The organism is Bacillus paranthracis, from assembly GCF_001883995.1.
Classification (GTDB): Bacteria; Bacillota; Bacilli; order Bacillales; family Bacillaceae_G; genus Bacillus_A; species Bacillus_A paranthracis.
On record NZ_MACE01000033.1, the window covers coordinates 52,863 to 78,164 of the forward strand.

Annotated in this window: 23 protein-coding genes; 2 read left to right on the forward strand and 21 right to left on the reverse strand. The window is 34.6% G+C overall.

From position 1 onward, the window contains the following. The first annotated feature begins 89 nt into the window (after nucleotides 1–89). On the forward strand, nucleotides 90–614 hold the full coding sequence (locus BAQ46_RS14250; protein WP_071742061.1) for a DUF4871 domain-containing protein: 525 nt from the start codon (nucleotides 90–92) through the stop codon (nucleotides 612–614). A 297-nt stretch (nucleotides 615–911) separates the two neighbouring features. On the opposite strand, the gene BAQ46_RS14255 is transcribed toward BAQ46_RS14250, so the two are convergent. The 19 genes from BAQ46_RS14255 to BAQ46_RS14345 form a co-directional block, all read right to left on the reverse strand. Then, a complete protein-coding gene (locus tag BAQ46_RS14255; RefSeq protein WP_000892425.1) occupies nucleotides 912–2,111 on the reverse strand; it encodes an NAD(P)-dependent malic enzyme in 1,200 nt (399 codons plus the stop codon). Nucleotides 2,112–2,170: 59 nt separating this feature from the next. After that, complete coding sequence (locus BAQ46_RS14260; protein ID WP_000512726.1) at nucleotides 2,171–3,517, reverse strand: 2-hydroxycarboxylate transporter family protein; 1,347 nt, start codon at nucleotides 3,515–3,517, stop codon at nucleotides 2,171–2,173. A gap of 122 nt (nucleotides 3,518–3,639) precedes the next feature. Further along, nucleotides 3,640–4,347 (reverse strand): response regulator, encoded by a 708-nt coding sequence (locus tag BAQ46_RS14265; RefSeq protein ID WP_000598675.1) that lies wholly within the window; start codon nucleotides 4,345–4,347, stop codon nucleotides 3,640–3,642. Beyond that, a complete protein-coding gene (locus BAQ46_RS14270) occupies nucleotides 4,344–5,948 on the reverse strand; it encodes a sensor histidine kinase (RefSeq protein WP_061131291.1) in 1,605 nt (534 codons plus the stop codon). Before BAQ46_RS14270 ends, BAQ46_RS14265 begins: the two co-directional genes overlap by 4 nt. A gap of 78 nt (nucleotides 5,949–6,026) precedes the next feature. Then, nucleotides 6,027–8,009, reverse strand: a complete 1,983-nt coding sequence (locus BAQ46_RS14275; RefSeq protein ID WP_061131290.1) for a methyl-accepting chemotaxis protein — start codon at nucleotides 8,007–8,009, stop codon at nucleotides 6,027–6,029. A 247-nt stretch (nucleotides 8,010–8,256) separates the two neighbouring features. Beyond that, a complete protein-coding gene (locus tag BAQ46_RS14280) occupies nucleotides 8,257–9,003 on the reverse strand; it encodes a C39 family peptidase (protein WP_061131289.1) in 747 nt (248 codons plus the stop codon). Between the two features lie 13 nt (nucleotides 9,004–9,016). Further along, nucleotides 9,017–9,838 carry a transporter gene (locus BAQ46_RS14285; protein WP_071742062.1) on the reverse strand — a complete coding sequence of 274 codons (822 nt, stop codon included), beginning with the start codon at nucleotides 9,836–9,838 and terminating at the stop codon, nucleotides 9,017–9,019. Between the two features lie 207 nt (nucleotides 9,839–10,045). Beyond that, complete coding sequence (locus tag BAQ46_RS14290) at nucleotides 10,046–11,281, reverse strand: sensor histidine kinase (protein ID WP_282957204.1); 1,236 nt, start codon at nucleotides 11,279–11,281, stop codon at nucleotides 10,046–10,048. Between the two features lie 11 nt (nucleotides 11,282–11,292). Then, nucleotides 11,293–11,964: a response regulator transcription factor gene (locus BAQ46_RS14295; RefSeq protein ID WP_001238633.1), complete on the reverse strand. Its 672-nt coding sequence runs from the start codon at nucleotides 11,962–11,964 to the stop codon at nucleotides 11,293–11,295. A gap of 212 nt (nucleotides 11,965–12,176) precedes the next feature. Next, entirely contained in the window at nucleotides 12,177–12,881 is a 705-nt protein-coding gene (locus BAQ46_RS14300) for a metallophosphoesterase family protein (protein ID WP_000821992.1), read from the reverse strand. Between the two features lie 400 nt (nucleotides 12,882–13,281). Next, entirely contained in the window at nucleotides 13,282–14,658 is a 1,377-nt protein-coding gene (locus BAQ46_RS14305; protein ID WP_071742064.1) for an ABC transporter substrate-binding protein, read from the reverse strand. A 21-nt stretch (nucleotides 14,659–14,679) separates the two neighbouring features. Then, nucleotides 14,680–15,501, reverse strand: coding sequence for a carbohydrate ABC transporter permease (locus BAQ46_RS14310; protein WP_000635931.1), 822 nt, complete (start codon nucleotides 15,499–15,501; stop codon nucleotides 14,680–14,682). Further along, nucleotides 15,498–16,430, reverse strand: a complete 933-nt coding sequence (locus BAQ46_RS14315) for a carbohydrate ABC transporter permease (protein ID WP_000573563.1) — start codon at nucleotides 16,428–16,430, stop codon at nucleotides 15,498–15,500. The genes BAQ46_RS14310 and BAQ46_RS14315 overlap by 4 nt, the downstream gene beginning before the upstream one ends. Beyond that, nucleotides 16,430–17,527: an ABC transporter ATP-binding protein gene (locus tag BAQ46_RS14320; protein WP_000571386.1), complete on the reverse strand. Its 1,098-nt coding sequence runs from the start codon at nucleotides 17,525–17,527 to the stop codon at nucleotides 16,430–16,432. The genes BAQ46_RS14315 and BAQ46_RS14320 overlap by 1 nt, the downstream gene beginning before the upstream one ends. Then, entirely contained in the window at nucleotides 17,524–18,090 is a 567-nt protein-coding gene (locus BAQ46_RS14325) for a glycerol-3-phosphate responsive antiterminator (protein WP_071742065.1), read from the reverse strand. The genes BAQ46_RS14320 and BAQ46_RS14325 overlap by 4 nt, the downstream gene beginning before the upstream one ends. 306 nt (nucleotides 18,091–18,396) lie before the next feature. Then, nucleotides 18,397–19,068 (reverse strand): hypothetical protein, encoded by a 672-nt coding sequence (locus BAQ46_RS14330; RefSeq protein ID WP_001239731.1) that lies wholly within the window; start codon nucleotides 19,066–19,068, stop codon nucleotides 18,397–18,399. A 147-nt stretch (nucleotides 19,069–19,215) separates the two neighbouring features. Further along, nucleotides 19,216–20,088, reverse strand: a complete 873-nt coding sequence (locus tag BAQ46_RS14335) for an ankyrin repeat domain-containing protein (RefSeq protein ID WP_002163759.1) — start codon at nucleotides 20,086–20,088, stop codon at nucleotides 19,216–19,218. 289 nt (nucleotides 20,089–20,377) lie between these two features. Continuing rightward, nucleotides 20,378–20,881, reverse strand: a complete 504-nt coding sequence (locus tag BAQ46_RS14340; RefSeq protein ID WP_001259405.1) for a nitrous oxide reductase accessory protein NosL — start codon at nucleotides 20,879–20,881, stop codon at nucleotides 20,378–20,380. A gap of 131 nt (nucleotides 20,882–21,012) precedes the next feature. Then, nucleotides 21,013–21,267: a hypothetical protein gene (locus tag BAQ46_RS14345; protein ID WP_000857644.1), complete on the reverse strand. Its 255-nt coding sequence runs from the start codon at nucleotides 21,265–21,267 to the stop codon at nucleotides 21,013–21,015. 252 nt (nucleotides 21,268–21,519) lie between these two features. On the opposite strand from BAQ46_RS14345, the gene BAQ46_RS14350 reads away from it, so the two are divergent. Next, nucleotides 21,520–22,824 carry a CitMHS family transporter gene (locus tag BAQ46_RS14350; protein WP_071742066.1) on the forward strand — a complete coding sequence of 435 codons (1,305 nt, stop codon included), beginning with the start codon at nucleotides 21,520–21,522 and terminating at the stop codon, nucleotides 22,822–22,824. 43 nt (nucleotides 22,825–22,867) lie between these two features. Here BAQ46_RS14350 and BAQ46_RS14355 read toward each other — a convergent pair whose 3' ends face one another. Together BAQ46_RS14355 and BAQ46_RS14360 are read right to left on the reverse strand one after the other, a co-directional pair. Then, a complete protein-coding gene (locus BAQ46_RS14355; protein WP_000503455.1) occupies nucleotides 22,868–23,560 on the reverse strand; it encodes a response regulator in 693 nt (230 codons plus the stop codon). Further along, nucleotides 23,560–25,170, reverse strand: a complete 1,611-nt coding sequence (locus BAQ46_RS14360; protein ID WP_073536204.1) for an ATP-binding protein — start codon at nucleotides 25,168–25,170, stop codon at nucleotides 23,560–23,562. Before BAQ46_RS14360 ends, BAQ46_RS14355 begins: the two co-directional genes overlap by 1 nt. Nucleotides 25,171–25,302: the final 132 nt, after the last annotated feature.

Here is a 25,302-nt window from a genome sequence, read left to right on the forward strand (position 1 = left end):
CTTACGACCTCTTTTTATACTTTAAAGGAATTGTCCCTCTTTCTGGCAAATACAATTACACTAACAGTAAAAATTAGGAGTGTGACACCATGAAAAAAATTGGAACTATGCTACTTTTCTCCTTTCTCATCACTGGATGCTCGCAATTGCAGCCTGATTCAGAAGCACCTAAAAAAGAAGCTATCGCCACGTCATCCACCCAAGTTAATGCACCTTCCTTCTTTCATCTTAGCGTTTTAAAAGATGTAAATTGGGAAGAAACACCCTCCTTCATACAAGAAAAAACACCTTTAAAAGGTATCGAAGAAAAAATTGCAATGGCTGATAGCCCTATTATCGCAAATGAAAAAAATGAAATGATGTGGTACTTTTTAGATCCTGAAATGCCAACTGGAAAACTATCTATTATTGCACTAAAACAAGGATCAGTAACCCCAACACCCGTACTCTTTCAACAAGAAACTTCCGAACCAACTTGGACTACTTCAAATATAATTGATTCCACTACAACCGAACTCCCACTCACTATGTCACTACCTTCATCTGGATTATGGGTATTAAATATATACGTGAATGAAAAATATTATGATCAATTTGTAATTACTACTGAGTAAAGTGACAGAACTAAAATAGTTTCTTACAACAATGTAATTTCCACGTCATATACTTCGATAGTTGAAGTCTCTCTCTTCTCTTATACTTAAAGTAAGAAATAAAACGAGGAGAGATGAGAGATGAAAAAAATGATAGAAGTGATCGTAGCAGTAACTGAGGTTTTAGTAAATGGTAAACAAGTTGCAATGGAATTAAATAAATAGTGAAGAAACATAAATAAATAATTTTACACTTCTTCATTATTTTGATTTCTTATCTCAAAAAAAGCAGTGCCTTTTAGGCACTGCTTTTAGCTATTAATAACTTGGTATTTTCGTAATTTGCGCCACGCCTGAATCAATAGCTGCCTTCGCCACAGCTTCAGCAACACTTGGAACAACTCTTTTATCTAATGGATTCGGGATTACATAATTCGCATTACGTTCTTCGTCCGTAATGATGTTAGCGATCCCATACGCTGCCGCTAATTTCATTTCTTCTGTAATATCAGTCGCGCGCACATCTAACGCACCGCGGAATATTCCTGGGAACGCCAATACATTATTTACTTGATTCGCATAATCTGAGCGCCCGGTTCCTACTACAGCTGCCCCAGCCTTTAATGCATCCTCTGGGAAGATTTCTGGAATTGGATTCGCCATAGCGAACACAATTGCTTTCTCATTCATCGTCTTTACAAGCTCTTTCGTTAGTACATTAGGAGCAGATACACCGATAAAAATATCAGCTTGATAAATCGCTTCTTTTAACGTTCCACGTACATGTTCTCGATTTGTCTTTTTTGAAACCTCAATTTGCGCTTCGTTCATCCATGCTTCACCTTCACAAACAATACCTTCTAAGCTAACTAACGTAATGTGCTTTGCACCAGCCTTTAATAATAATTTTCCAATTGCAATTCCTGCCGAACCAGCACCGTTAATAACAATTTTCACATGATCCATTTGTTTGCTAACAACTTTTAATGCATTAATAACAGCTGCTAAAACGACAATAGCCGTTCCATGTTGATCATCATGGAATACAGGAATACTTGTTTCTTCTTTTAATCGTTTTTCAATTTCAAAACAGCGTGGTGCCGCAATGTCTTCTAAGTTAATTCCTGCAAACGTAGGCTCTAAATTTTTCACAAGGGTAACGATTTCATCCACATCAGTCGTACCTAAACATAATGGGAAAGCATCTACATTCGCAAATTTCTTAAATAAAATACTCTTCCCTTCCATAACAGGCATAGCTGCTTTCGGTCCAATGTTCCCTAAACCGAGTACCGCTGTTCCATCTGAGACAACTGCTACCATATTACCGCGTGCTGTATAGTCATACACTGTTTCTTCATCTGCTGCAATTGCTTTGCAAGACTCCGCTACACCTGGTGTATATGTCAGACTTAGATCATCCGCTGAATTTACTTCTACTTTACTTGTAATTTCAATTTTTCCTACTAATTCTTTATGCAATAACAATGATCTTTCATTAATTTGATTTTCTAACATACTTATAATCTCTCCTTAATTTGACAAGCTAGCTATATGAATATAGCTAGCTTGTTTGATCATGAAAACATTTTTAATAAAATTGTCGCTGTTACAACCATTGCTGCCCCGCCTAAACGAGTCGAAATTTGCGCAAACGGCATTAATTCCATTCGATTTGAAGCTGATAAAATAGCAACATCTCCAGTTCCACCTAAACCACTATGACATCCAGTTACAATTGCTGATTCAACCGGATACATTTTCATCACTTTCCCTACAAGGAAACCTGATGCTACCATTGTAAGAACAACTGATGCGCACACGACAACATATCCTACTGAAAGAACTGCTGCTACGTCTTTTAGCGGAATATATAGTAATCCTAGTCCAACCATTAAAGGCCAAGTTAAATTCTTCGAAATGAATTTATATAGATGGAATGCTCCTTGCTCCATCTTTGCTGGCATTAATTTAAAGTATTTCACAAGTGCTGCTGAGAAGATCATAATGATTGCCCCAGGAATACCGATGAACTTAGAAGCAAATCCTCCGAAGATGAAGAATGTACACGCAATTAATAAACCTGCTCCCATTAATGAGAAGTCAATTGGCTTCTCTGTATTTTGTTCTTTTAATAACTCGGCTTGATTATCTGTTTTTACTAATACACCGTTACCACTAAGCTCCGGTTTCTTCTCACCTAAACGCTTCATATACCCTGCACTCACAATAGCGAACATATTTCCAATAATAGCCGCTGGAATAAGCTGTGATACAAATGTTGCTGATGATTCATTTAAAATATCACTATAAGCTAGCGACAATGGTAAAATCCCTTCCCCGATACCACCACTCACAATTGGTACGATGATAAAGAAGAATGTTTGCTTCATTTCAAATCCAAATAGTGAACCAACCAATAATCCTACTACTACAGAAGCTAACGTCCCTACCACTAAAGGTATAAACATACGAACGAAACCTTGCACTAATACTTTACGATTCATTCCTAAAATACTTCCGACTACTAAACAAGAAATATATAAATATAAAAAGTTCGATTTTTTCATTAACATAGTCGCAGCTTCCATTGAAGCTGGATTCATCCAGTTAAAAAATACAAGTAATGATGGAATAAACAACGAAAGTATTGCTGGACCACCGATATTTTTTAAAATTGGAATTCTCATCCCAATGTCTCCTAAGAAAATACCCATGATCATAATAACTGCAAATCCACCAATCATATCTGCTGGCAATTTATTATATACAGATGCCCCATAAATAATAGCAGCCAATACTACATATAACGGTAAAGGTATAACACCGATTTTCACATTCATAATTTTAGAAGCGAAAGATTCTCTTTGTACTTCATTTCCTTCAGAAAATGATACCGCTTCCACATTCTTTTGAATTCCCATATGGCACCCCCTTGTTTTCTTAATAACAATATTAAAACGCTTTCAATAGTAAAAATAGTTTTTGTAAGTTTTGTAATTGATTTTGTAATTAAAAAAAGTATAAGCGACTTATAATAAGTCGCTTATACGTAAAACTCTATTTTATTTTGGTCAATACATCTTAATTTACTCACTGGTCTCCCTACATGTTGATACACCATTTCGTTTTCTAACACTCCAATTTCAGTCAAAAACATTACATACTTTCGAATAGAAACCCTTGAAACACCAACTAATTGCGCCATTTCCTCTGTTGTAAATGCTTGTCCATTTAGCGACTCGATCTTCCGCCAAATTAATTGCATCGTTTGCTTCGTTAATCCTTTCGGAAGCTCTTTCGTGACAGTAGGTTCTCTTTTTTCTTTTTGCAAAATTAACGAATCTAATTCCGATTGACTAATTTTTTGTTGTTCTTTCATGAAAGTAAGTTTTTCTCGATATATAGTTAACGCCTCTTTAAATCGTTCAAATGTAAATGGCTTAATTAAATAATCTACTACGCCATATTGTAATGCTTTTTTAATACTCCCCATATCATGTACAGCTGAAATCATCATAATATCGATTTCTTTTTCTTGGTTCCGAATATGCATTAAAAGCTCAAATCCAGTCTCTTCAGGCATAAAAATATCAAGTAATACTAAATCTACTCTTGATTCCTCTAATACTTCTATCGCCGATTTTACCGAATTAACTGCTTGAACAAGTTCAAACCCTCCTACTTGCTCTAAATAATGCGTATTTAACATTGCTACCATCGGGTCATCTTCTACAATTAAAACTTTAATCATATTTGCCTCTCATCCCTACCTTTAGGTATTTCAATTGTTATCGTTGTTCCCTTTCCTACTAATGAATACACATGAATTTCCCCATTTATTCGCTGTATACTTTCTGTTACAAGATACAAACCATAACCACGGTTATCTCCCTTTGTGGAATAACCTTTCGTAAATAATGCCCCTATTTCTTCTTCTTGTATACCTTTTCCCGTATCTTGTACTGTAATAATTAGTGTATCCCCATATTGTATCTTAACTTCAACTTGCTTCTTTTCACAATTTGCCACTGCCTCTAATGCATTATCAATTAAATTTCCTACAATCGTAATCAGTTCATGAGTAATACTTTCATCCTCTATTTCCGGCATGTAAGAATCTTCACTTATAATTAATTTTATATTCTTCTCTCTAGCATAGCTAAGTTTCCCGAGTAAAAAACCAGCAAATACTGGACTTTTTATTCTTTTCATAATCCCACCAATTTCATATTGATGCTCTGATACCATACCGCTTATATATTTCTGTAACTCTTCATACTGCTTCATGTGTGTAAGCCCTAATACGACATGCATTTTATTCATAAATTCATGCGATTGTGCCCGTAATGCTTCCGCATATAACCTAATACCAGTTAATTCTTCTGCTAATTTTCTAATCTCTGTTTTATCACGAAATGTTGCAATCGCACCAACTATTTCTCCTTTTACATATAAAGGAACACGATTCGTCACAATCGTAATTCCATAAATATTTTGTTCTTCGTTTAATTGTACTTCTCCCGTTTGTAATACTTCTTTTATACGTGAATTAGGCATATACAACTCAACATCTTTACCAATAAAATCTTCTTCAAGACCACTTTTCTTAAACAATCGTTTTGCCTCATTATTTATTAAAGTTACATTGGCCTCTTTATCTACAGCAATAATACCTTCCTTTACAGATTGTAACATCGTATTTCTTTCTTCGAGAATTTTCGCTATTCTGTGAGGTTCAAGACCGAATAAACTTTTCTTTATATGTCTAGCTAGCAATATTGCTCCTATAATTCCGACTAGTACTCCAACTCCGACACCAATATAAATGATATGTCTACTTTCCTTAACTCTCTCTTTTACATTATCTGCTGAAATACCAACGGCCACCGCTCCAAGCTGTTCACCTGTTTCAGAAAATACAGGTACAAACACTCGCATTGAAATACCTAAAGTTCCTTCTGCCAGCGATACATGTTCCTTTCCTTTCAATGCAGGCCCTTCATCTCCCCCAATAAAATGATGACCTATTTTTTGAGGATTTGGATGTGATTTTCTTATTCCATTCATGTCCATAACTACAATAAATTGAACACCTGTGTTTTTTAATATTCTATTTGTATACGTTTGGATTGCAGCAGTATCCGCTTTCCCAATTAAACCATCGATTACAATCGAATCATTCGCCACAATGTGTGCAATTGTTTTTGCTTTCTCTGCTTGGCTATCCTCCGTTGTCCGTTCTACATTATGACTAATTAATATATCTGTCATAAGTAAAGAAAAAATTACAACTGTACAAACTAACAATGTAATCGTTTTCCATAAATTCCATAGTCTTTTTCTTTTTTTCATCCCATTAATGACTCCCCTAATTGCTGAATAGAAAAATAAGTAAGGTGATATTATTTTCACCTTACTTATCTGCTGTTATTATACTTTAAATTTACTAGTCATCGCTTGTAGTTCTTCGGCCATCTCAGCTAAATTTTGTGAAGCTGAACTAATTTCTTCCATTGAATTCATTTGTTCTTCTGTCGAAGCAGCAACACTTTGTATACTAGCTGTATTTTCTTCTGCAGCCGCTGCAATTTCATCAATAGCATTTGTCACTTCATTTGCATCTCCAGCAATTCTCTTCGTTGTTTCTACCATTTGATTCACTTGAGAAACAATATGTGTAGTAGAACTTAAAATTTCCGTAAAACTTACTTTCGTTTTTGTTACAACATCAAGGCCTTGTTGGACTTCCCCATTCACATTATCCATCGCCTTAACAGTCTGTTCAATATCAGCCTTAATTTCTGCAATTAAATTCGCAATCTCTCCAGATGATTCTCCTGATTGCTCCGCTAATTTTCTAACCTCATCTGCTACAATAGCAAACCCTCGGCCCTGTTCACCTGCTCTTGCTGCTTCAATAGCCGCATTTAAAGCTAAAAGGTTCGTTTGAGTAGCGATATTTTGAATTGCTTCAGAAATAGCTCCTACCTGCTTTGATTTCTCATCAAGAAGTTTAATAATGGCATCTGACTCGGATACCGACCTAGAAATAGACTGCATTTGTTTTGCTGTTTGTTCAACCAATTCCTCCCCTTCTTCAGCTCTTTCTCTCGCATGCAATGAGGAGATAGAAATTGATTCTGCACTTCCAGTTACATCTTGAATTGCTGTATTTACTTGTTGTAATGTAGCCGCACCTTCTTCAACACCTTGACTTTGTGATTCAGCCCCACCTGATACTTGTTCCATTGCAATTGTAATTTGATCTGTCGCATCATTTGCTTGCTGTACGCTCGCTGTTAACTCTTCAGCCGATGCCGCCACATGTTCTGCTGAAAAACTAATTTGAGTAACCACATCTTGTAAAGAGGCAGACATTTCATTAAAGGAATTCCCTAATTTCCCTATGTCATCCTTGGAATAGATTGTAATTTTCTCTGTTAAATCTCCCTTACTAATTTTATGTGCCGAGTCAGCTATTTTTCTTAATGGTCTTGTAATAGACTTTGTAATGAAATAAATTAATACACTACCAAATACAATAGCGATAGCAATAACAATAAAAGTCTTATAAAATACTGGATTCGCAGCTTGGGTAATTTCTTCATCAAACATAACTCCAACTACTTTCCAGCCCGTTTTCTCATTTGTTGCAAAGATTAAATTCTTTTTATCATCTTGTTCTGTATAAGAGACATTTCCTTGTTTTTCTTCATAAATCGGTTTAATCCAAGGGTCAGTAACTTTTGCACCTGGTTTTCTAGATGGATGACTAACAATTTGCTTATTTTGATCTAAAATAACTGCATAACCTTTTTCACCAATGTTAATCATTTTGGAAATTTTCAAGATGTTATCTAAATTTAAGTTAATTCCTATAACACCTTTACCATCTTTTACTTCTTTTGCAATTGTCACTACCATATTTTTTGTAGATGCTGATTGATATGGTGCAGTAACAATTACTTTCCCTTTATTTTCATGTGCTTCTTTATACCAAGATCTATCTGTTGGATTATACCCATCATCCATTTTGATAAATGGTTCTCTTATAAACTTTCCTGTCTGCGTTCCAATATAAATACCTTCTACTTCTGGATGAAGTTTTATATATTGCGCTAATTTCGTTCTTACTATTTCTTCTTGTCCGTTTGGATATGTATCCTCTGTTAAGATGTCCGCAAAGTATGCTGCATCAACAAATTTCTCTTCTATATTTTGAGAAATAACAGTATTTAAAATCGAAATATTTTCCTTTGCTTTACCTGTGATTTGTTGTTCAAAATTTGTTTTGGCAGTTTGATATGAAACACCACCGATAATAAGTCCTGGTATAGTTAAAATAAGAAAAAATGAAATGATTAATTTTTTCTTGATACTCATACATTTAACCCAGTTAAATATTTTTTGCATAATAAGCCTCCTTTATGGAATGTGAATACTTGTGTAATTTTATACAAACGACATATATAAAACAATATATAATGATAACATGTAATATTTTTGTCAATTATGCATTTTTACATATTCACTCCTTCTAAAGATTTAATCATAAAAAATAAGAGAACTTCAGCTTATTATATATGCTGAAGTTCTCTTATTTCGTAACAAAAAGCCCCCACAAAAACTCCTCTTACAATTCCTTACATCCCTTTCCTTACTAATTGCTTTTCACATAACTAATCGCCTGACTCCCCATTTGCACCCATGCCTGTTCAAAGTTTTCTCTCGGTACTTTTACATCTAAACTATCACTTAGAGGATCTCGAATGTATACAAATTCCTTATCATATCCAATAAGTACTACACAATGTTCATTATACGTAATAGAAACATCTCCACTATTTGTTTCCCATGTAGTAAATTCATCTTCATCTAATGGCGCAAATGTTGCATTTGTAATCATAACTACCGGTTGTCCTGATTTTACACTCTTATAAAGTTCTCCTATACTCTTCCCTGTTAAGTCCACAGCTTTGTTAGGTAAATACTTTTTCGCTAATTGAAAAAGTGGTCCATGATATACACCATATCCTGATTCAGAAAAGGTATAAATATTTCCTACGAATCCTTCATTCGGATTCCCACGTACACCATCGTTCATAAAATCAACTTTCTTTATTTCGTTTGCTAATTTCATCTTATCCACTGTAATACCTGCGTATTGTAACATCATCGCTAAGCTCGTCACTTCACAGCCTCTATCTAACTCTGGTAACTGCTGAATGAAAGGTACATTTGATAAGATGACCTTTTCACCATTATTACTAAACTCCGCTTCTTTTTCACTTTGTATATTGAAGAATGTTAACTTTTCCATATACTTTGTAATTCCATTTGTATATACATTCCATACCGCTATAGCTAGTAATGCTATACATATATACCACTTAAACCTTCGTATCACTCTCACGCCTTTCTTAGTTCGTTAAATAAGAATAAAACGCGTCAGCATCCGTGCGAATCACCGGTACAAAATTTAGTTCTTTTCCTTTTTCAGGCTGATCTTTTTTTATTTTTTCTGCTAGTTCTTGAGCATTCATATTCGTTTTATCGATATTAAGCTCATCTGCCATTTGTAACACCTTTTGTTCATTAATTTCACTTAATACTTGATATATATCTTTCCCATACAAATCAATATGATATTTTTTTGCCTCTTCTTGCACTTTTTGTTCGTATACTTCTTGTGCTAACTCTTCTATCTCTTTTCCTTTTTGTGAAATACCTAACTTCCCTGCTTCCTCTCTTACTTTCGTTCCATAGATTTCTTCCGCAATGTCCTCTATTTCTTTTCCATTTGTTGAAATACCTAATTTATCCGCTTCATCGCTAATTTTAATCGTATTAATTTGAGTAATCAAATTTACAATTGATGTGTTTTCTATTGATAGGCCTAGCTTTAACGCTTCTTGCTTCACTTTTGTTTCATAGATTTCTTCTGAAAGAGTTCCAACATCTTTTCCTTCAATCGAAATTCCTAGCTGCTTCGCTTCTCTTCCTACTTCCGTCTCATGGATTTCTTTTTCTAACGTAATTTGTTCTTTCCCTGCCGTTTCAATCCCTAAATTCTCCGCCTTTTCTTCTGTATGCACAGCATGTATCTTTCCGTTGTTTAATTGTTCTTTGCTGCGCTGTGTGTAATCTGTCTTTCCTTTTGATGTTTCAGAAGGAGAGGCACCCCCTAATATACTTAAACTCATTACTCCAATAGTGAATACCGTCATCATTTTCTTTTTCAAAATTAATTCCTCCCTCTTACACTTTCTTTTCCATCATTCCCTATTCATAATCGAAATAACATTATGATCGATGTAATCTACTCAAATACCTTTTTATAATCGCTTCTTTATAGGGCGAACTTTTCTGTATATAATACATGTTAAAAATAGTTTCTTAACTTTCCCTTAAAAAAAGACGACCTTGTAAAAACAAGATCGTCTTCTCACTTATATTCTTTGGTGTTTAGGGAAAATCACTTCAAAACAAGTGCCCTCTTCCCATTTGCTCTCTACTGATATTTTTCCGTAATGTTTTTCTACAATCCAATTTGCGATTGAAAGACCTAATCCAGCTCCTTCTGACGTACTTCTTGCTTTATCCCCTTGATAAAAACGATTGAATAATTTCGGAATATCTTCTTCTTTCACTCCTATCCCGTCATCTTTCACCTGTATACGAATTGAACTACTCGTTTGCGTGCAATTGATTTGAATATGACCGCCTTCGTTCGTATACTTCATCGCATTATCTAACAGTATGACCATCATTTGATGAATCCGCTCTCTATCACCCATAAAAGATACGCCACGTTCTACTTTTAATATCATTTCTTTTTCTTGATAAGAAGCAATCTCCTTATATGGAGCTACTATTTCTTCTAACAATTTATCGAGTTCAAACGTTTTCTTATCCATCTCAATTTGATTAGAATCAGAGCGTGCTAGCAATAATAAATTACTAACGAGTTTTGATAACCGCCTACATTCTTTTGAAATTGTAGAAATATCCATCGCTTTTTCTTCTATCGTAGCGGATGGTGACTGGAATAAAACATCTGTTTTTGATTGAATAACTGCAAGCGGTGTCCTTAGTTCATGTGACGCATCAGAAACGAATTGCTGCTGTTTTTCCCATGAATTTTGAATAGGTACGAGTGCCCTGCCAGCTAAGAAAAAGCCGATTCCTATTGCACATAAACTTCCTACGCTACAACCTATCACAAGAATTAAAAATAAAGTATGTAACATTTCTTTTTCAGCTGTTATATCCCTTGCAATTTGAACTATTTTTGCATCTTTTTGAAATGAAAATATTCTAAAATATTGTCCTTGTACTTCTATATCTTGCAAAGTTCCTAATTTCTTTGGAGAAAACTTCTCCAAATTGTCTTCAAAAATAAAACGACGTTTGCCGTTTTCAATATCTATCTCCACCGTGTTTCCAAGCCAAGTTAACTCCATTATCCTTGGATCCCCAATTGGAGGATATCCTCTAATTTTTTTAGGTAGTTTTTTATCATCTGCATTCTTTCTATGTTGAACGGCTTTTTCTATCGATTCATTTACTCCACTATAAATACGCTTATATGTGTAAGAATAAATGATACTACCTAATACGCCTATCAAAATGATAAATACTAATGAATTCAATATAGTCAATCGAATACGCGTCTTCTGAAACATACTTCCCTTTTTCATTGTTCTTTTAATATATATCCAATACCTCGAACGGTTTGAATATCTTTCTGATAACCGAATGGCTCTAATTTTTTACGTAAATGATGTACATACACTTCTACAATTGCCACTGTCGTATCTGAATCAAATCCCCAAACACGATCAAAAATTTGTTCCCTCATTAAAATCTTTCCGCTATTTTGAACAAGGTACTCTAGAAGCTCATATTGTTTTAATGTTAGCTTCATACTTTGTCCATCTACTTGAACATCTTTATCTTTTCCGAACAGTTCAATTCCTTTATATCGAATAGTCTGCTTTGTTGTTAAACTACCACTTCTGCGTAGTAAAGCACGAATTCTCGCTTTTAATTCAGGGGCCTGAAATGGCTTAACGATATAGTCATCTCCACCAAAGTCCAATCCCTTCACCCGATCTTCTAAAGAATCTCTCGCTGTTAAAAACAGGACTGGTGTTTCAATCTTTTCATCACGTATTCTTTGAATTACTTCAAAACCATCCATCTCTGGCATCATCACATCAAGCAAAATTGCATCATATATATTTTGTAACGCTAGAAATAACCCCTCTTCTCCATTCAATGCTGTATCTACTTCAAATTCATCACGCAAAATTTGTACGATAGACTCTAATAACGAAGCATTATCTTCTACTACGAGTAAGCGCATATTCTCACCTTCCACCATATCGTTCGATTCTATTTATAATCACATTCCTGCTTTTCCTAACAAAAGAATATCATTATATTTTGTAACTTCATTTTTAATTCGTTCTTTCTACACTTTTTCTTGATACAGAATTTTAAAGATTAATTATAAAGACTCTTTCTTAAATTTAGCTTAATAAAAAATTGAAAGAAATAAGATTTCCCTTATCTCTTTCAATTTTTTACTACATATACCTTTTTACTTGGCAATTCCAAACAATTTAGCTGACCACCATACACAGCCCCGCCATCAATTCCAATAATTCGATTACTACCAAAATACACGCCACAATTCTCACTACCGTGAAGCGTTTTTGTTTCCGTATGGCCAAATACAACAACCTTTTCGCCACTATATCCATTATGAAACTCATTACGGATCCACATTAACGTATATGGTTCACATTCAGAAACTCGTTTCATAGGCTCAACACCAGCATGTACAAATATGTACTCTTCTGTTTCAATGTAATGATCTAATTCTTGAATAAACTTTACATGATCTTCTAAAACATGCGATTGTAAAATTGGTTTTTGGAAGTCTTCCTCATTAACTACAATATCTTCTTCTACAAATCCATAGCTATATAATGTCTTATCTCCACCATTCCTTTTTACCCAATGGTTCCATGAACGTTCCTCATCAGTCGTTAACGCCTTAATCATCATATCTTCATGATTTCCCTTTAGAACGAGGGCTCCATCTTCTTTTAACTCTTTTACCCTTTCAATTACTGCACGTGCATTTGGACCACGATCTACATAATCCCCTAATAAAATTAGTTGATCCTTTTTTGCATCGTATTGAGCTTCTTCTAATAACTGTTCGAACTTTTTTATTTCTCCATGAATATCACTAATAACAAGAATTCTTTTCATATTATCACCCCTTTTTCTAATTATAGTTCAAAACAACAGAAACTTCAGAATTGCAATTTAAAACCGTATTTATTACAGATACAACGATTATCCTTACAACAATGTAAGTCTCTTGTCATCCAATTCGATAGTTGCGATTGCTATATTTCCTTATACTAAAAGTAAGAAATGGAACAAAAAACAAGGAGAGATGAGAAATGAAAAAAGTGATGGAAGTTTTAGTAGCAGTGGCAGAGGTTTTCGTAAATGGTAAACAAGTTGCAATGGAGTTAAACAAATAATGAAAAGGACAAGATTCATTCTAGACCCTTTACTCATATAAAAGAGATAAGACTTCTTCATTTTTTTGATCCCTTATCTCCTAAAGAAAGCCGTATCCTTTTTCGGATACGGCTTTCTCTTATTTTTGACTCGTACGAGCTGAAATGCTAATTGCTCTATCTGTCGCTTTGGCAGCTTCATCTAACGCTTCTTTACTATTCTTTCCGTCATACATTGCTTCTAATGCTTTTACAACTGCATCTCGTGATTCTGGGAATACACTAATTAAAGCACCTTGTGTTGCTGGAGATTGTTTCGTCGCTTGCAATTGATCTACTGTTACTTTTAACTGTGGATATTTTTCATATTGCTCTTTTACTAATGGTTCATTATATGCATCTGGATTAATAGAGAAATAACCTGTTGCAGTATGCCATTTTGCTTGTACGTCTGACTTCGTTAAATATTTCATAAAGTCCCAAGCACCTTGTTGTGTTTCTTCTGAAACCATATTCGTCATCCATAATGATGCTCCTCCAATAACAACACCATTTTGTTTCGAATCCTCTGGATATGGAATATATGACACGCCTACATTAAACTTAGATGCATCAATTAAGTCGCGAACACCAGCTGAAGAATCTAAATACATAGCAACTTGTCCAGACTGGAACGCGGCACGAATATCATCCCAACTTGCTCCATACTTTCCTAGTGCACCAGCTTTATTTAACTCATCTAGCATCCCAAATACTTTCTGTCCTTCTTTACCGTTAAATACAGCTTTCTTTGCAGCATCTTTACGACCATTTTCATTATCTACATATAAAGCGCCTTGTGTCGCTAACAATTCTTCAAAGAACCAACCATAATTCAGCATTGAAAATCCATATTGTTTTACATTTCCGCCTTCTTTAATCGTTAACTTTTTCGCTGCTTCTTGCAATTCCGCATATGTTTTTGGAGCTTTCTCTGGATCTAAGCCCGCCTTTGCGAAAGCATCTTTATTATAAATTAATACTGGTGTAGATGAATTAAATGGCATAGAATACATTTTTCCATCAACTGAATAATAATTTGTAATTGCTTTTTCCAACTTTGAAGTATCATACTTATCTTTTTTTATCCAACTATCAATTGGCGTAATCTTTTTACTATCAATCATATATTTTGTTGTAATTTCACTCGACTGAACAAGAGCTGGCGCTTCTTTCGTAGCAGACATCGTTTTAAATTTCGTTAAAGACTCTTCATATGTCCCTTGGAACTCTGGCTTTATCTCGTATTTATTTTGTGACTTATTATAGTCCGCAACAAGTCCCTCTAATACCCCTTGTGTTTTTCCACCCATCGCGTGCCAAAAACGAATTACAGTTTTATCACCATTTTTTTCAACTGGTGCTACTTTCGCCTGTGCTTCAGGTTTTCCTTCTGTTTTACTATTTGAACAAGCAGCACTAGATAATGCCATTGTTGCTACCATTAATAGAGCAGCACCTTTTTTAACTAGACTCATTTTAATCTCACCTTCTCTTAGTTATTTAATTGCACCTTTTGTTAATCCTTGTTGTAATTGCTTTTGTCCTAAAAATAATAGAATCAATGTTGGTATAACGATAACCGTAACGCCAGCCATTACGCTTCCCCAATCAGTTGCAACTTCTTGAGATTGAAGCTGCTTCACACCAATTTGAACTGTTCTTACCTTTTCATCAGTGGTCACTAAAAGTGGCCATAAGTACATATTCCATGTTGTTAAAAAACTATATACGCCAAGCGTAATAAAACTCGTTTTACAATACGGAATTACAACGCTGAACAAAAATCTTACATTTCCAATCCCTTCAATAAAAGCAGCTTCTTTCAGTTCATTCGGAAGTGTCATAAAATGTTGGCGTAACAAGAAAATACCGAAAGCTGTTGCAAAAAACGGCACTGTCATCCCAGCGAAACTATTGATCCAGCCAAAGTTTTGAATCGTTAAAAAGTTAGGTACCATCGTCGCTTCCCACGGAATAAGCATCGTTGAAATAAACAGGAAAAAAATAAGATTTCTTCCCTTAAACTGAAGAAAGACAAAAGCATACGCCGCTAAGCTTGACACGATAAGTTGTCCAATCATAACAACTGTCGATACAACTAAGCTGTTATATAAATATGTAAAAAGTGGTACTTTTTGAAAAATATTAATGAAATTATCAAAAGTAAATTGAGTTGGAAATATCCTTCTCATTTGAATATCGTCTGGTGTCATAAAGCTTATTAAAAACGCATACAGCACAGGAAAAAATACCATTACTGCACTAATTATGAGCAGCATGTATAGCAGGAAATTTTGTTTCCACTGTTTAACGATCATTTATAATGCACCTTTCTCTCAGCAAACTTAAATTGAAGTAATGTAGCAATGAAAATGAAAACAAATAGTACCATCGCTTGTGCACTTGCTGTCCCAAATTGATGATTCACAAATGCCTCTTTATAAATCGAATATACAATTAAATTTGTTGCATCATTTGGTCCACCGTGCGTTAAAATATCAATCTGTCCAAAGCTTTGGAACGCACTAATTAACGTTACTGTCACGATAAAGAATAAAGTTGGTGATAGCATCGGTAATGTAACACGACGAAGCTTATATAAATAGCTAGCACCATCTATAGATGCACTCTCATATAAAGACGTATCAATATTTTGTAAACCACCTAATATAACTAAAAATGCAAATCCTGTATTCACCCAAACCGTTGTAACTGATACAGAGAATAGTGCCCAGTCCGGACTCGTTAACCATGCAATTGCAGGAAGATTCATAGAAGCTAATATATTATTGAATAACCCGACACTTGGATGAAATAAAAATAACCAAATCACTGCACTAGCAGCTACTGATATTCCCATTGTCGAAGAAAACAGAACTCGAAATAACCCAATACCTCTTACCTTTCCGTTTGCAATCAATGCAAGAAATAAAGCGAGTATAATACTCGTAGGCACTGTATATACAACAAATAATAAAGTTGACTTTATGCTTTTGTAGAAAGCAGGATCAGAAAATAAGTATTGATAATTTTCTAAGCCAACGAAAAGATTAGCTTCTCCGTGTATATCTGTTAAATAAAAGCTATAGTAAATCGTCCTAAATAATGGATAAAAAAGAAAAATCGAGAACAATAAAATAGATGGCGCTAAAAATAATAATCCTATTCTTAAATCTTTCGTTCTACTCCATAAATTCTTCTTTTTTGCCACCTTTGCTTGGGCTGGTAACTTGCCTACTTCAATCATTATTTCGCCACCACTTTCAACTCTTCTTCAGCTACCACTTTTAATCGTTCATTCGTATTTTGATGAAAGAAGCATAACTTATCTTGTGAGAATAATAATTTTACTTTGTCACCTTTGTTCAGGATTAGCTGTCCAATGACTTTTGCACTCCAAGTTGTTCCATTTATTGCGAAGTTTAATATAGATTCGTTGCCTAATACTTCTACAGATTGTAGCGTAACTTCTTGTCCTTCCTCAGACAGGGCAATATGCTCAGGACGCATGCCTATGCGAATTATTCCTTCTGGTAATTGCTTTAACTGTCCAATAGATAACGGAATTTGCAATTGCCCTATATGTAATACACCTTTTTCTTTGTTTACTTCTCCATCATTTATATTCATCGAAGGAGACCCTATAAAACTTGCAACAAATTCATTTGCTGGTTCGTTATAGATGTCAAGCGGTGTTCCAACTTGCTGTATGCTTCCTTTATTTAAAACCATGATGCGATCTCCCATAGTCATCGCCTCTATTTGATCATGAGTAACGTAAATCATTGTAATTCCTAAACGCTGCTGAATTTCTCTAATTTCAATTCTCATTTGCGCACGTAATTTCGCGTCTAAATTCGAAAGTGGTTCATCCATTAAACAAATCGGTGCTTGGCTCACAATCGCTCTAGCAAGCGCAACACGCTGTCTTTGTCCACCTGATAATTGACCTGGTTTCATTTTCACATACTCTTTCAGCCCTACCATTTCAATAGCTTCCATTAATCTCTTTTGCCGCTCTTCTTTTTGTACTTTCCTTACCTTAAGTCCAAATAAAATATTTTCTTCTACAGATAAGTGTGGGTATAGTGCATAATTTTGAAATACCATTGATAGATTACGATCTTTCGGCTCTAAATCATTTGCAACACGTTCATTAATAATTAAATCCCCCGAAGAAATTTCTTCTAGGCCAGCGATCATTCGTAATAATGTGCTTTTCCCACATCCTGAAGGCCCAACTAAAACAAAAAACTCACCCTTTTTAATGTGAACCGATACCCCCTTGACCGCTGTCTCTTCTGCATTTTTATATACCTTTGAAACATTTTTCAATTCAATCACAAAGTTGCACTCCTTTTTTCTTCTTGTATCCATACTTCATAATGACTCGTTGAAATTGCACTTGCGCCTGCACGAATAGCAATTTCCGCATCTTCTCGTGTTTGAATCAGTCCGCCTGCAATGATAGGAAATTCTATTTCCTCTGCTAACTGCTTAATAATGGAAGGCATAATACCAGGCATAATCTCTACTGCATTCGGTTTAGTCGTTTTACAATTTTCAATTGATTTTGTAAGAGATAAATTATCGACAATAAAAATACGTTGGATCGTTTTTAATCCAATTTTATTGGCATTTCGAATTGTAGATCCTTTTGTTGAAATAATACCTTGTGCTCCGATAACGTCTTGAATATACAAAAGTGCTTCCTCTGTATTCGTATTTAAACCTTGTATAAAATCACAATGAAGAAAGACATCATGTCCATGTTTCTGTAATTCATATACACACTCTGGTAACTCCAGCATTGAACCCGTCATAAGAAAAACTGTTTTCGGTAATTTTTTGTATGTGTTGTATCCTTTCCAATCCTTTATCATCGCAATATAAGGTTCTTTAAACATTCATTCCACCTAGCTTTTCTGTTTTTATCCAAACTAAAAACACCTACTTACATAGAACACCTTTCTCCTTATTTGAACTCTAGGGAATAGAGCACACCTAAGAAAGTGGCACGTTATATGTAAGCGGGTGTTCTCAAATATTCTCTACCCTAGTTATTTTGTTACCTTTACTATAGTATGCATTTATTAAGTCAGTTTTGATAGATTGTTAATTAGCTGTTAATCGAATGTTAATATTCACCATATTTTCTTAACATTAATCTAGATATACGAATAACCCCAACAGCAAACAACTATCTTTAAAATTCAAGTAATATGCAAATTCATTCCATAGTTAATCAATTTTAGTTTTCTCGCAACTTCTTGTGAGGCATAATTATCCCAAGAAGTACTATAAAGTGAAATGCGGTTTTCTTCTTGTATTGATATCGCCCAGGCTGTAACAACATCAGTACCATACCCATTCTCCGCTAAAGTTTCCACACTCGCCTCAGCAGCTACAGGTGTACTCCTAGCACTGCAACATATAGAAACTACCTTTTCATTTTTTACAATTGCAAAGTAAGGTTGCCTCCACTCCATCTGTTCTATTAGATTAGGAAAATTTTCTCGCAAAAGCTCTTTATTCTTCTCTGTTATCTGTATTGTTCTAGTTGGCTTATGTAAATTATTAGAGAACATGAAAGCAGGGCCCATCCAAATATTTTTTACTGTTCTTTCTTCATTTAATACATGGATAATCTTTGCTATCTCTATATGATTTGAAGGTTCTCGAATTAATTTCTCAATCTTACCTACCGTTTCATCATCCAGATCACAATGATATCTCGTTATACTCCCTTCACGAGTTCTGCCAAGAAAACAGCGTGGTGCTTTCGGATTTCCTTGTTCATTTACATATTTCATTTTTCCTACTTGATTATGAACAAATAAAACCTCTACCTGAATTGCTATTAAATCAAGTTCTGAGAGCCTCATTTATATTCTCCTTAGTTACTCCATATACCATTCATAATCTATTTTTCATGCCCAAAACAAAAATCCCATTTACATACACATTACTGAATCCATCATACTCAATGACTTCTTCATTCTGTCTATCTAAATGGGATTATTTCATACTTGTTATTCTACCGGTTGCGGTTGTGGCTGTACTACTTCATTCGCTCCAGCTACCCTCAACATATTTGCAATATCTTTAAAACCTCTTTTTTCAGCATATTGCAGTGGCGTAATATTTTCCTTATTGGCCATATTTACATCTGCCCCGTGGTCAATAAGCATTTGAATTACTTTCTTGTGATTTTCACTACCATTTCCTAATACAATTGCTTCTACTAAAGCTGTTCCACCACGAGCATTTTTATAATTGACATCAATATCTGTATGCTCTAACAATTCTTTTACGACCTCTACATGGCCACGCTCAGATGCAGAAATAAGTGCTGTTCCACCTGACTTAGTCGTTTCTTTCGTATTAACTCCTGCATTAATTAATACTTTTACAATATCCGTATATCCTTCTCTACTCGCATAAAGAAGTGGATTACTTTGTTTCTCATCTTTAATTTCAATATTAGCACCTGCACCAATTAATGCTTTCACTGTCTCTACATGATTTTGGTACGTTGCTGCAAGGACAGGTGTTTCTCCGTTGTCACCTTCTACATTTATATTCGCTCCATCTTGAATCAACTTCATAGCTGTTTCTGTATCTCCAAGAGTGGCAGAAAGTAGCAACTGTTTGTCCATTAAATTTATACTTTTTTCTTCTTTAGATTCTTCCTGTTCTTTATGCTTCTCTTGTTTCTTTTCGTTTTTCACATGAACCGGTTTCGATTCTGGCTCTTCTTGCTTATCGCAAGCCACTACCGTCATTAAAAGTCCTAATAACATACATAATAAAATTTTTTGTTTTCTCACAACTACAGCTCCTATGAAAGATAATGTTTTCTTAACCATTCCTCCATCACATACAATAACTCTTCTTGAGTACATTTATCCATAAGCACTTTATATTCCTTCTTTAATTGGATTATCTTAAACTTATATGATGTTTCTCAACCTATTGGAATGATACGCCTGATGGCCTCATCATTAGCATTATGAAGCAATTAGTTTAGCACGTTTTCACCGCATTTGTATACATTTCTAAAAAGTACATACATGGTTGCTTTAGGTCACTACATTCCATTGTAACCGTTCTTCTAAAAATTTTACACCTTTTCTATATTTGCACCTGAATAATACTAGAAAAAGACAACTATGCAGTTGTCTTTTTCTAGTATTAATGATGCCCACCGTGATTTCCCTTTTTCGTGTTCCCCATCATTTCTTTATTCATTTCCCATTTATGCTCTGCTAGCTCTTTATACGAGAGAACTTTCCCCTTATAGTTAGATACAAAGCTCTTTGCATCTTTTTTGTTTTTAAATGAAATGACATTATAAGCCATTGGTGTTGTAATTGTTTTATCATATACATAAGTAGCGTCTTCTAACGAAACCCAATCTTTCGAATCATAATCTCGAACAAATTTTTCTTTCGTCTTTTCACCTGGATTAATCTCCATCCATTTATACATACAACCGATATCATCAAACTTTAATGCTTTTCCATTTTCTAAAATGATTTCTGTTGCAAATTGATTATCCATTACCCCAATTTGGCAAATATCACACTTATCATGCTTCTCATCAATTGCTACAGCCTCTGCTTGTTTCTTACCACATCCTACAATTGTAAAGACAAAGAATAAGCATATAGCAAGCATCACATACTTTGTTCTCATTGTATTTCCTCCCTAACCGTATCTTCTACAAGGAGCATATCAAAAACTTGTGTGCGATTTGTGAAAAAATGATGTGTCTTTTGTAATATATGGAACAAAAAAGATGTGTAGTCCTCTCTACACACCTCTCATCATTCACAACCTGTAATTACTAAATCATCTTCTATTTTAATTAATAATGTATCTGTATGAATTTGCTGCCCAACAACTACATTTACTAATCTTATATTTCCACTGATGCCGACTGCAACCTTTTCAAGTTCACCGTTATTTTTTCGGATCATCATTAATTTTTCCCACTCATATACGTAAGAAGATTCATTAACAAAAATCTCTTCTACTTTTCCTTCATAAGAACTACAAATCTCTTCCATTCTTGTTTTCATATAAAATCTACTCCCTATTTCACACTTCAATATTGTCATCTTATTCTACCATTCTTATGGAGAGCAGCTTACTTTTTAAAAATTCAAATTAACTCCCGTGAACAAAATGACCAAAATAAAAATTATGCTTCTAATGATGTTATTTTTCAAATTATTTACCATTCAAATAGATGCTTTTATGATAAACAAAAAACCTTTTTCTGAATTTTTATTTTATTTTGAAAGCGCAATCATTTTTGAGGGGGAGATTACATGTTAGCACTACTTGGATTTGCAATGGTATTTGTCTTTATGTTTTTAATTATGACAAAACGTATGTCAGCACTAGTAGCATTAATATTAATTCCAATTACGTTCGCATTAATTGGAGGATTTTATGCAAACATGGGACCTATGATGTTAGAGGGCATTCAAAAACTAGCACCTACTGGTATTATGCTTATGTTTGCTATTTTATATTTTGGAATTATGATTGATAGCGGTTTATTTGATCCTGTCATTAGTAGGATTTTGAAATTTGTAAAAGGAGATCCTTTAAAAATTGTTGTTGGTACAGCGATTCTTACAATTATCGTTTCATTAGATGGGGATGGAACGACAACGTATATGATTACTGTTTCCGCAATGTACCCACTATATAAACGCCTTGGAATGAATCCACTTATATTAGCTGGGGTTGTTATGTTAGGTGCAGGCGTGACAAATCTTACACCGTGGGGTGGACCGACAGCTCGTGTTATGAGTGCACTTGGACTAGACGCATCAGAGCTCTTTACACCACTTATACCAGGAATGATTGCTGGTGCACTTTGGGTAGTTTTCGTTGCTTACTATCTTGGAAAAAAAGAAAGAAAACGTTTAGGAATTATGGATATACAATATTTAAAACAAATGCAAACAACAGATGAGCAAGCTGCAACAGTAGAAATTGCTGTTCATAAGCGCCCTAAACTTCTATGGATTAACTTTTTATTAACTGCTACCTTACTTGTCTGTCTTATACTAGAAGTTATGCCATTACCTGTTTTATTTACAATCGCTTTCGCTATTGCTGTTATGATTAACTATCCGAACTTAGATCAACAGAAAGAGCGTATTGCTTCTCACGCAGGAAACGTATTAGCAGTTGTTTCTCTCGTATTTGCCGCTGGGATTTTCACTGGAATTTTATCAGGAACAAAAATGGTAGATGCAATGGCTAAAAGTGTAGTAACTCTTATACCAGACGCTCTTGGCCCACAACTACCAATTATTACAGCTCTTCTTAGTATGCCATTCACATTTTTCATGTCCAATGATGCATTTTACTTCGGAGTATTACCTATTTTGACAAAAGCTGCTGCTACTTATGGAATTAGTGCAGCTGAAATGGGACGCGCTTCCTTACTGGGACAACCTGTTCACTTATTAAGCCCCCTTGTTGCATCCACTTATTTATTAGTTGGGATGGCAAAGGTTGATTTTGGTGAACATCAACGTTTTACTTTATTGTGGGCGGTTGGAACGACAATGGTCATGTTGATTACTGGAATTTTAATTGGGGTTATTCCAATATAAAATAAAAAAACAGTAGCGGACATATATCCTCTACTGTTTTTTATTATGAAGGAATAAGAAAATATCTTCTTTCTGGTCTCCCAACACTCCCATATATAAGCTCCGCATGAACTTTCTTTCCTGATATTAAATATTCTAAATAACGCCTCGCTGTCGATCTGCTTACTCCGACCATTGAGCTTAGCACTTCCGCAGTAATACCTTCTTCATTCACTGTTAACATATGCTTTTTTATTTTTGCTAAAGTTAAGGGGTCTATACCTTTCGGGGCATATTCTATTTCATTTCCCTTTACGCCTCTTTGAGACCATAAATGTTCTATTTGTTCGATAGATAATTGGTTATTTTTCTTTAACTGCACAAGCTTTTTTTGGTAATTTTCCAAACTTGTTTTAAATCGATCAAACATAAGTGGCTTTACGATATAATCTGTTACTCCACCTCGCAGGGCGTGCCTCACTACATCTGTTTCCGATGCAGCTGTAATCATAATAATATCTGTATCATGTAAATTATGTCTAATATATGTGACAAGTTCCGTTCCTTGCATATCAGGTAAGTACACGTCTAATAAAACGAGCTGTGGCTTCACAAGATCTAGCCATTCTTTCGCTTGTTCCCCAGTCGTCGCTGTTCCAATTACTTTAAATCCCTCAATCTTTTCAGTAAAACGACGATGAATGTCTGCAATTCGAATATCATCTTCTACAATCAATACTTCAATCTCCTCACCCATTACAATTCGCCTCTCTCTTTTGGTAATGCAATAATAAACAATGCACCACCTAAATCCCCTTTTTCGATTGCGATACTTCCATTTAAATCTTCTACTAACTCTTTCACCTTTGCTAATCCATATCCTCGCTTCTCGCCTTCTTTCGTCGAGAAGCCTTTATAGAATATGCTAGTAATGACCTCATCATGAATCCCTTGTCCTGAGTCTTCCACTTCAATGACTATTTCTTCTCCGATATCAGTCACAAACATTCTTACTTTCTTATCATGTTCTTCATTTCTTTCAATCGCTTCAAATGCATTCGTAATTAAATTTCCTAAAATAGAAACGACATAATTACTCTCAATATGCGGGCTTAATTTGTCTAAGCTACTCTCTCTATCTAGCATAAAATCAATCTTCAACTCTCTTGCTCTATTATAGAATCCAATTAAAATCCCACCTAACCATGGATTTTGAATTCGTTTCATAATAAATTGAACAAAATCTTGATATACCGCTGTTTCCTTATGAATAAGCTCCAAAGCATCTTCATATAATTCTAGCTGGATAAGACCTGAAAGCGTATACAACAAATTGTTATATTCATGCGTTTGCGCTCTTAATGCCTCTGTATATTGCTTCGTCTGAGATAATTCTGCTGTTAACTGATCCATTTCAGATTTCAAACGTAAGCTCGATACAACGCCAGTTACTTTATTCTTTACTTTAATGGGTAGACGGTTCGCAATAACAGCCTGCCCTTTTATATTTAATTGGCGGTCAAACTGTTCTTCACCAGTTTGAAGTACATCTAATATCGTTGAATTAGGAATTATATCTAAAATAAATTCTCCAATAATATTTCGTTGTTCATCTAGCGAAAGAATATCATAGGCTGCTTGATTAACTAAACTAATTATGCCATGTTGATCAATGACAATAATCCCCTCACGTACAGATTGAATCACTGTACTATGCTCTTCATATAAAGATGAAATTTCTTCTGGCTCCATCCCAAACATCATTCTTTTTATACTGCCAGCTAAATATATAGAGCCGATTACTCCAATTAATAGACCTATTATTGTAATCCAAAACACACGCTTTCCATACACTTCTACCGCTCCATGAATATCATCCATTGAAAATCCAACAGATACCACACCAATGATTTCATTTTCCTGATTATGGATTGGAACTTTTCCGCGTAATGAAGGGCCTAATGATCCAGTTGCTTTCGAAACGTAAGATTTCCCTTCTAATAAAACTCCTTTGTTATCTCCGCCAACCATTGCTTCTCCTATTTTATCTTTCCTAGGATGTGCATAACGAATCCCTTCTTTATTTCCAACTACAATAAAATCAGCATCTGTATCAATTCGAATTTTTTCCGCAATCGGTTGAATAATAGAAGCTGGATTTTCTGTTTGAAAAGCTTCCTTGATTTCTGGTATAGCAGCAACTGTTTTCGCAACATGCAAAGCTCTTTTGCCAATTTGCTCTTCTACCGTTTCAGATAATATGTAATAAAATAAATAACTCGTTAGCATAAGTACAACAAGAATAAGTGTACTAATAGTTAATGTGATTCTCGGTTGGAGTTTTAATTTTTTAAATTTCAAAACCATTCCCCTAACATGATTAAAGATAGAATTTAAAGAATATACAGTCTCTTTAATTATACTTAATCATAACACGGTTACTCTATATTTCTTTCTTTTTCTCTTCATAAAAAAGAAACGAAGTAAAATTATTACCTC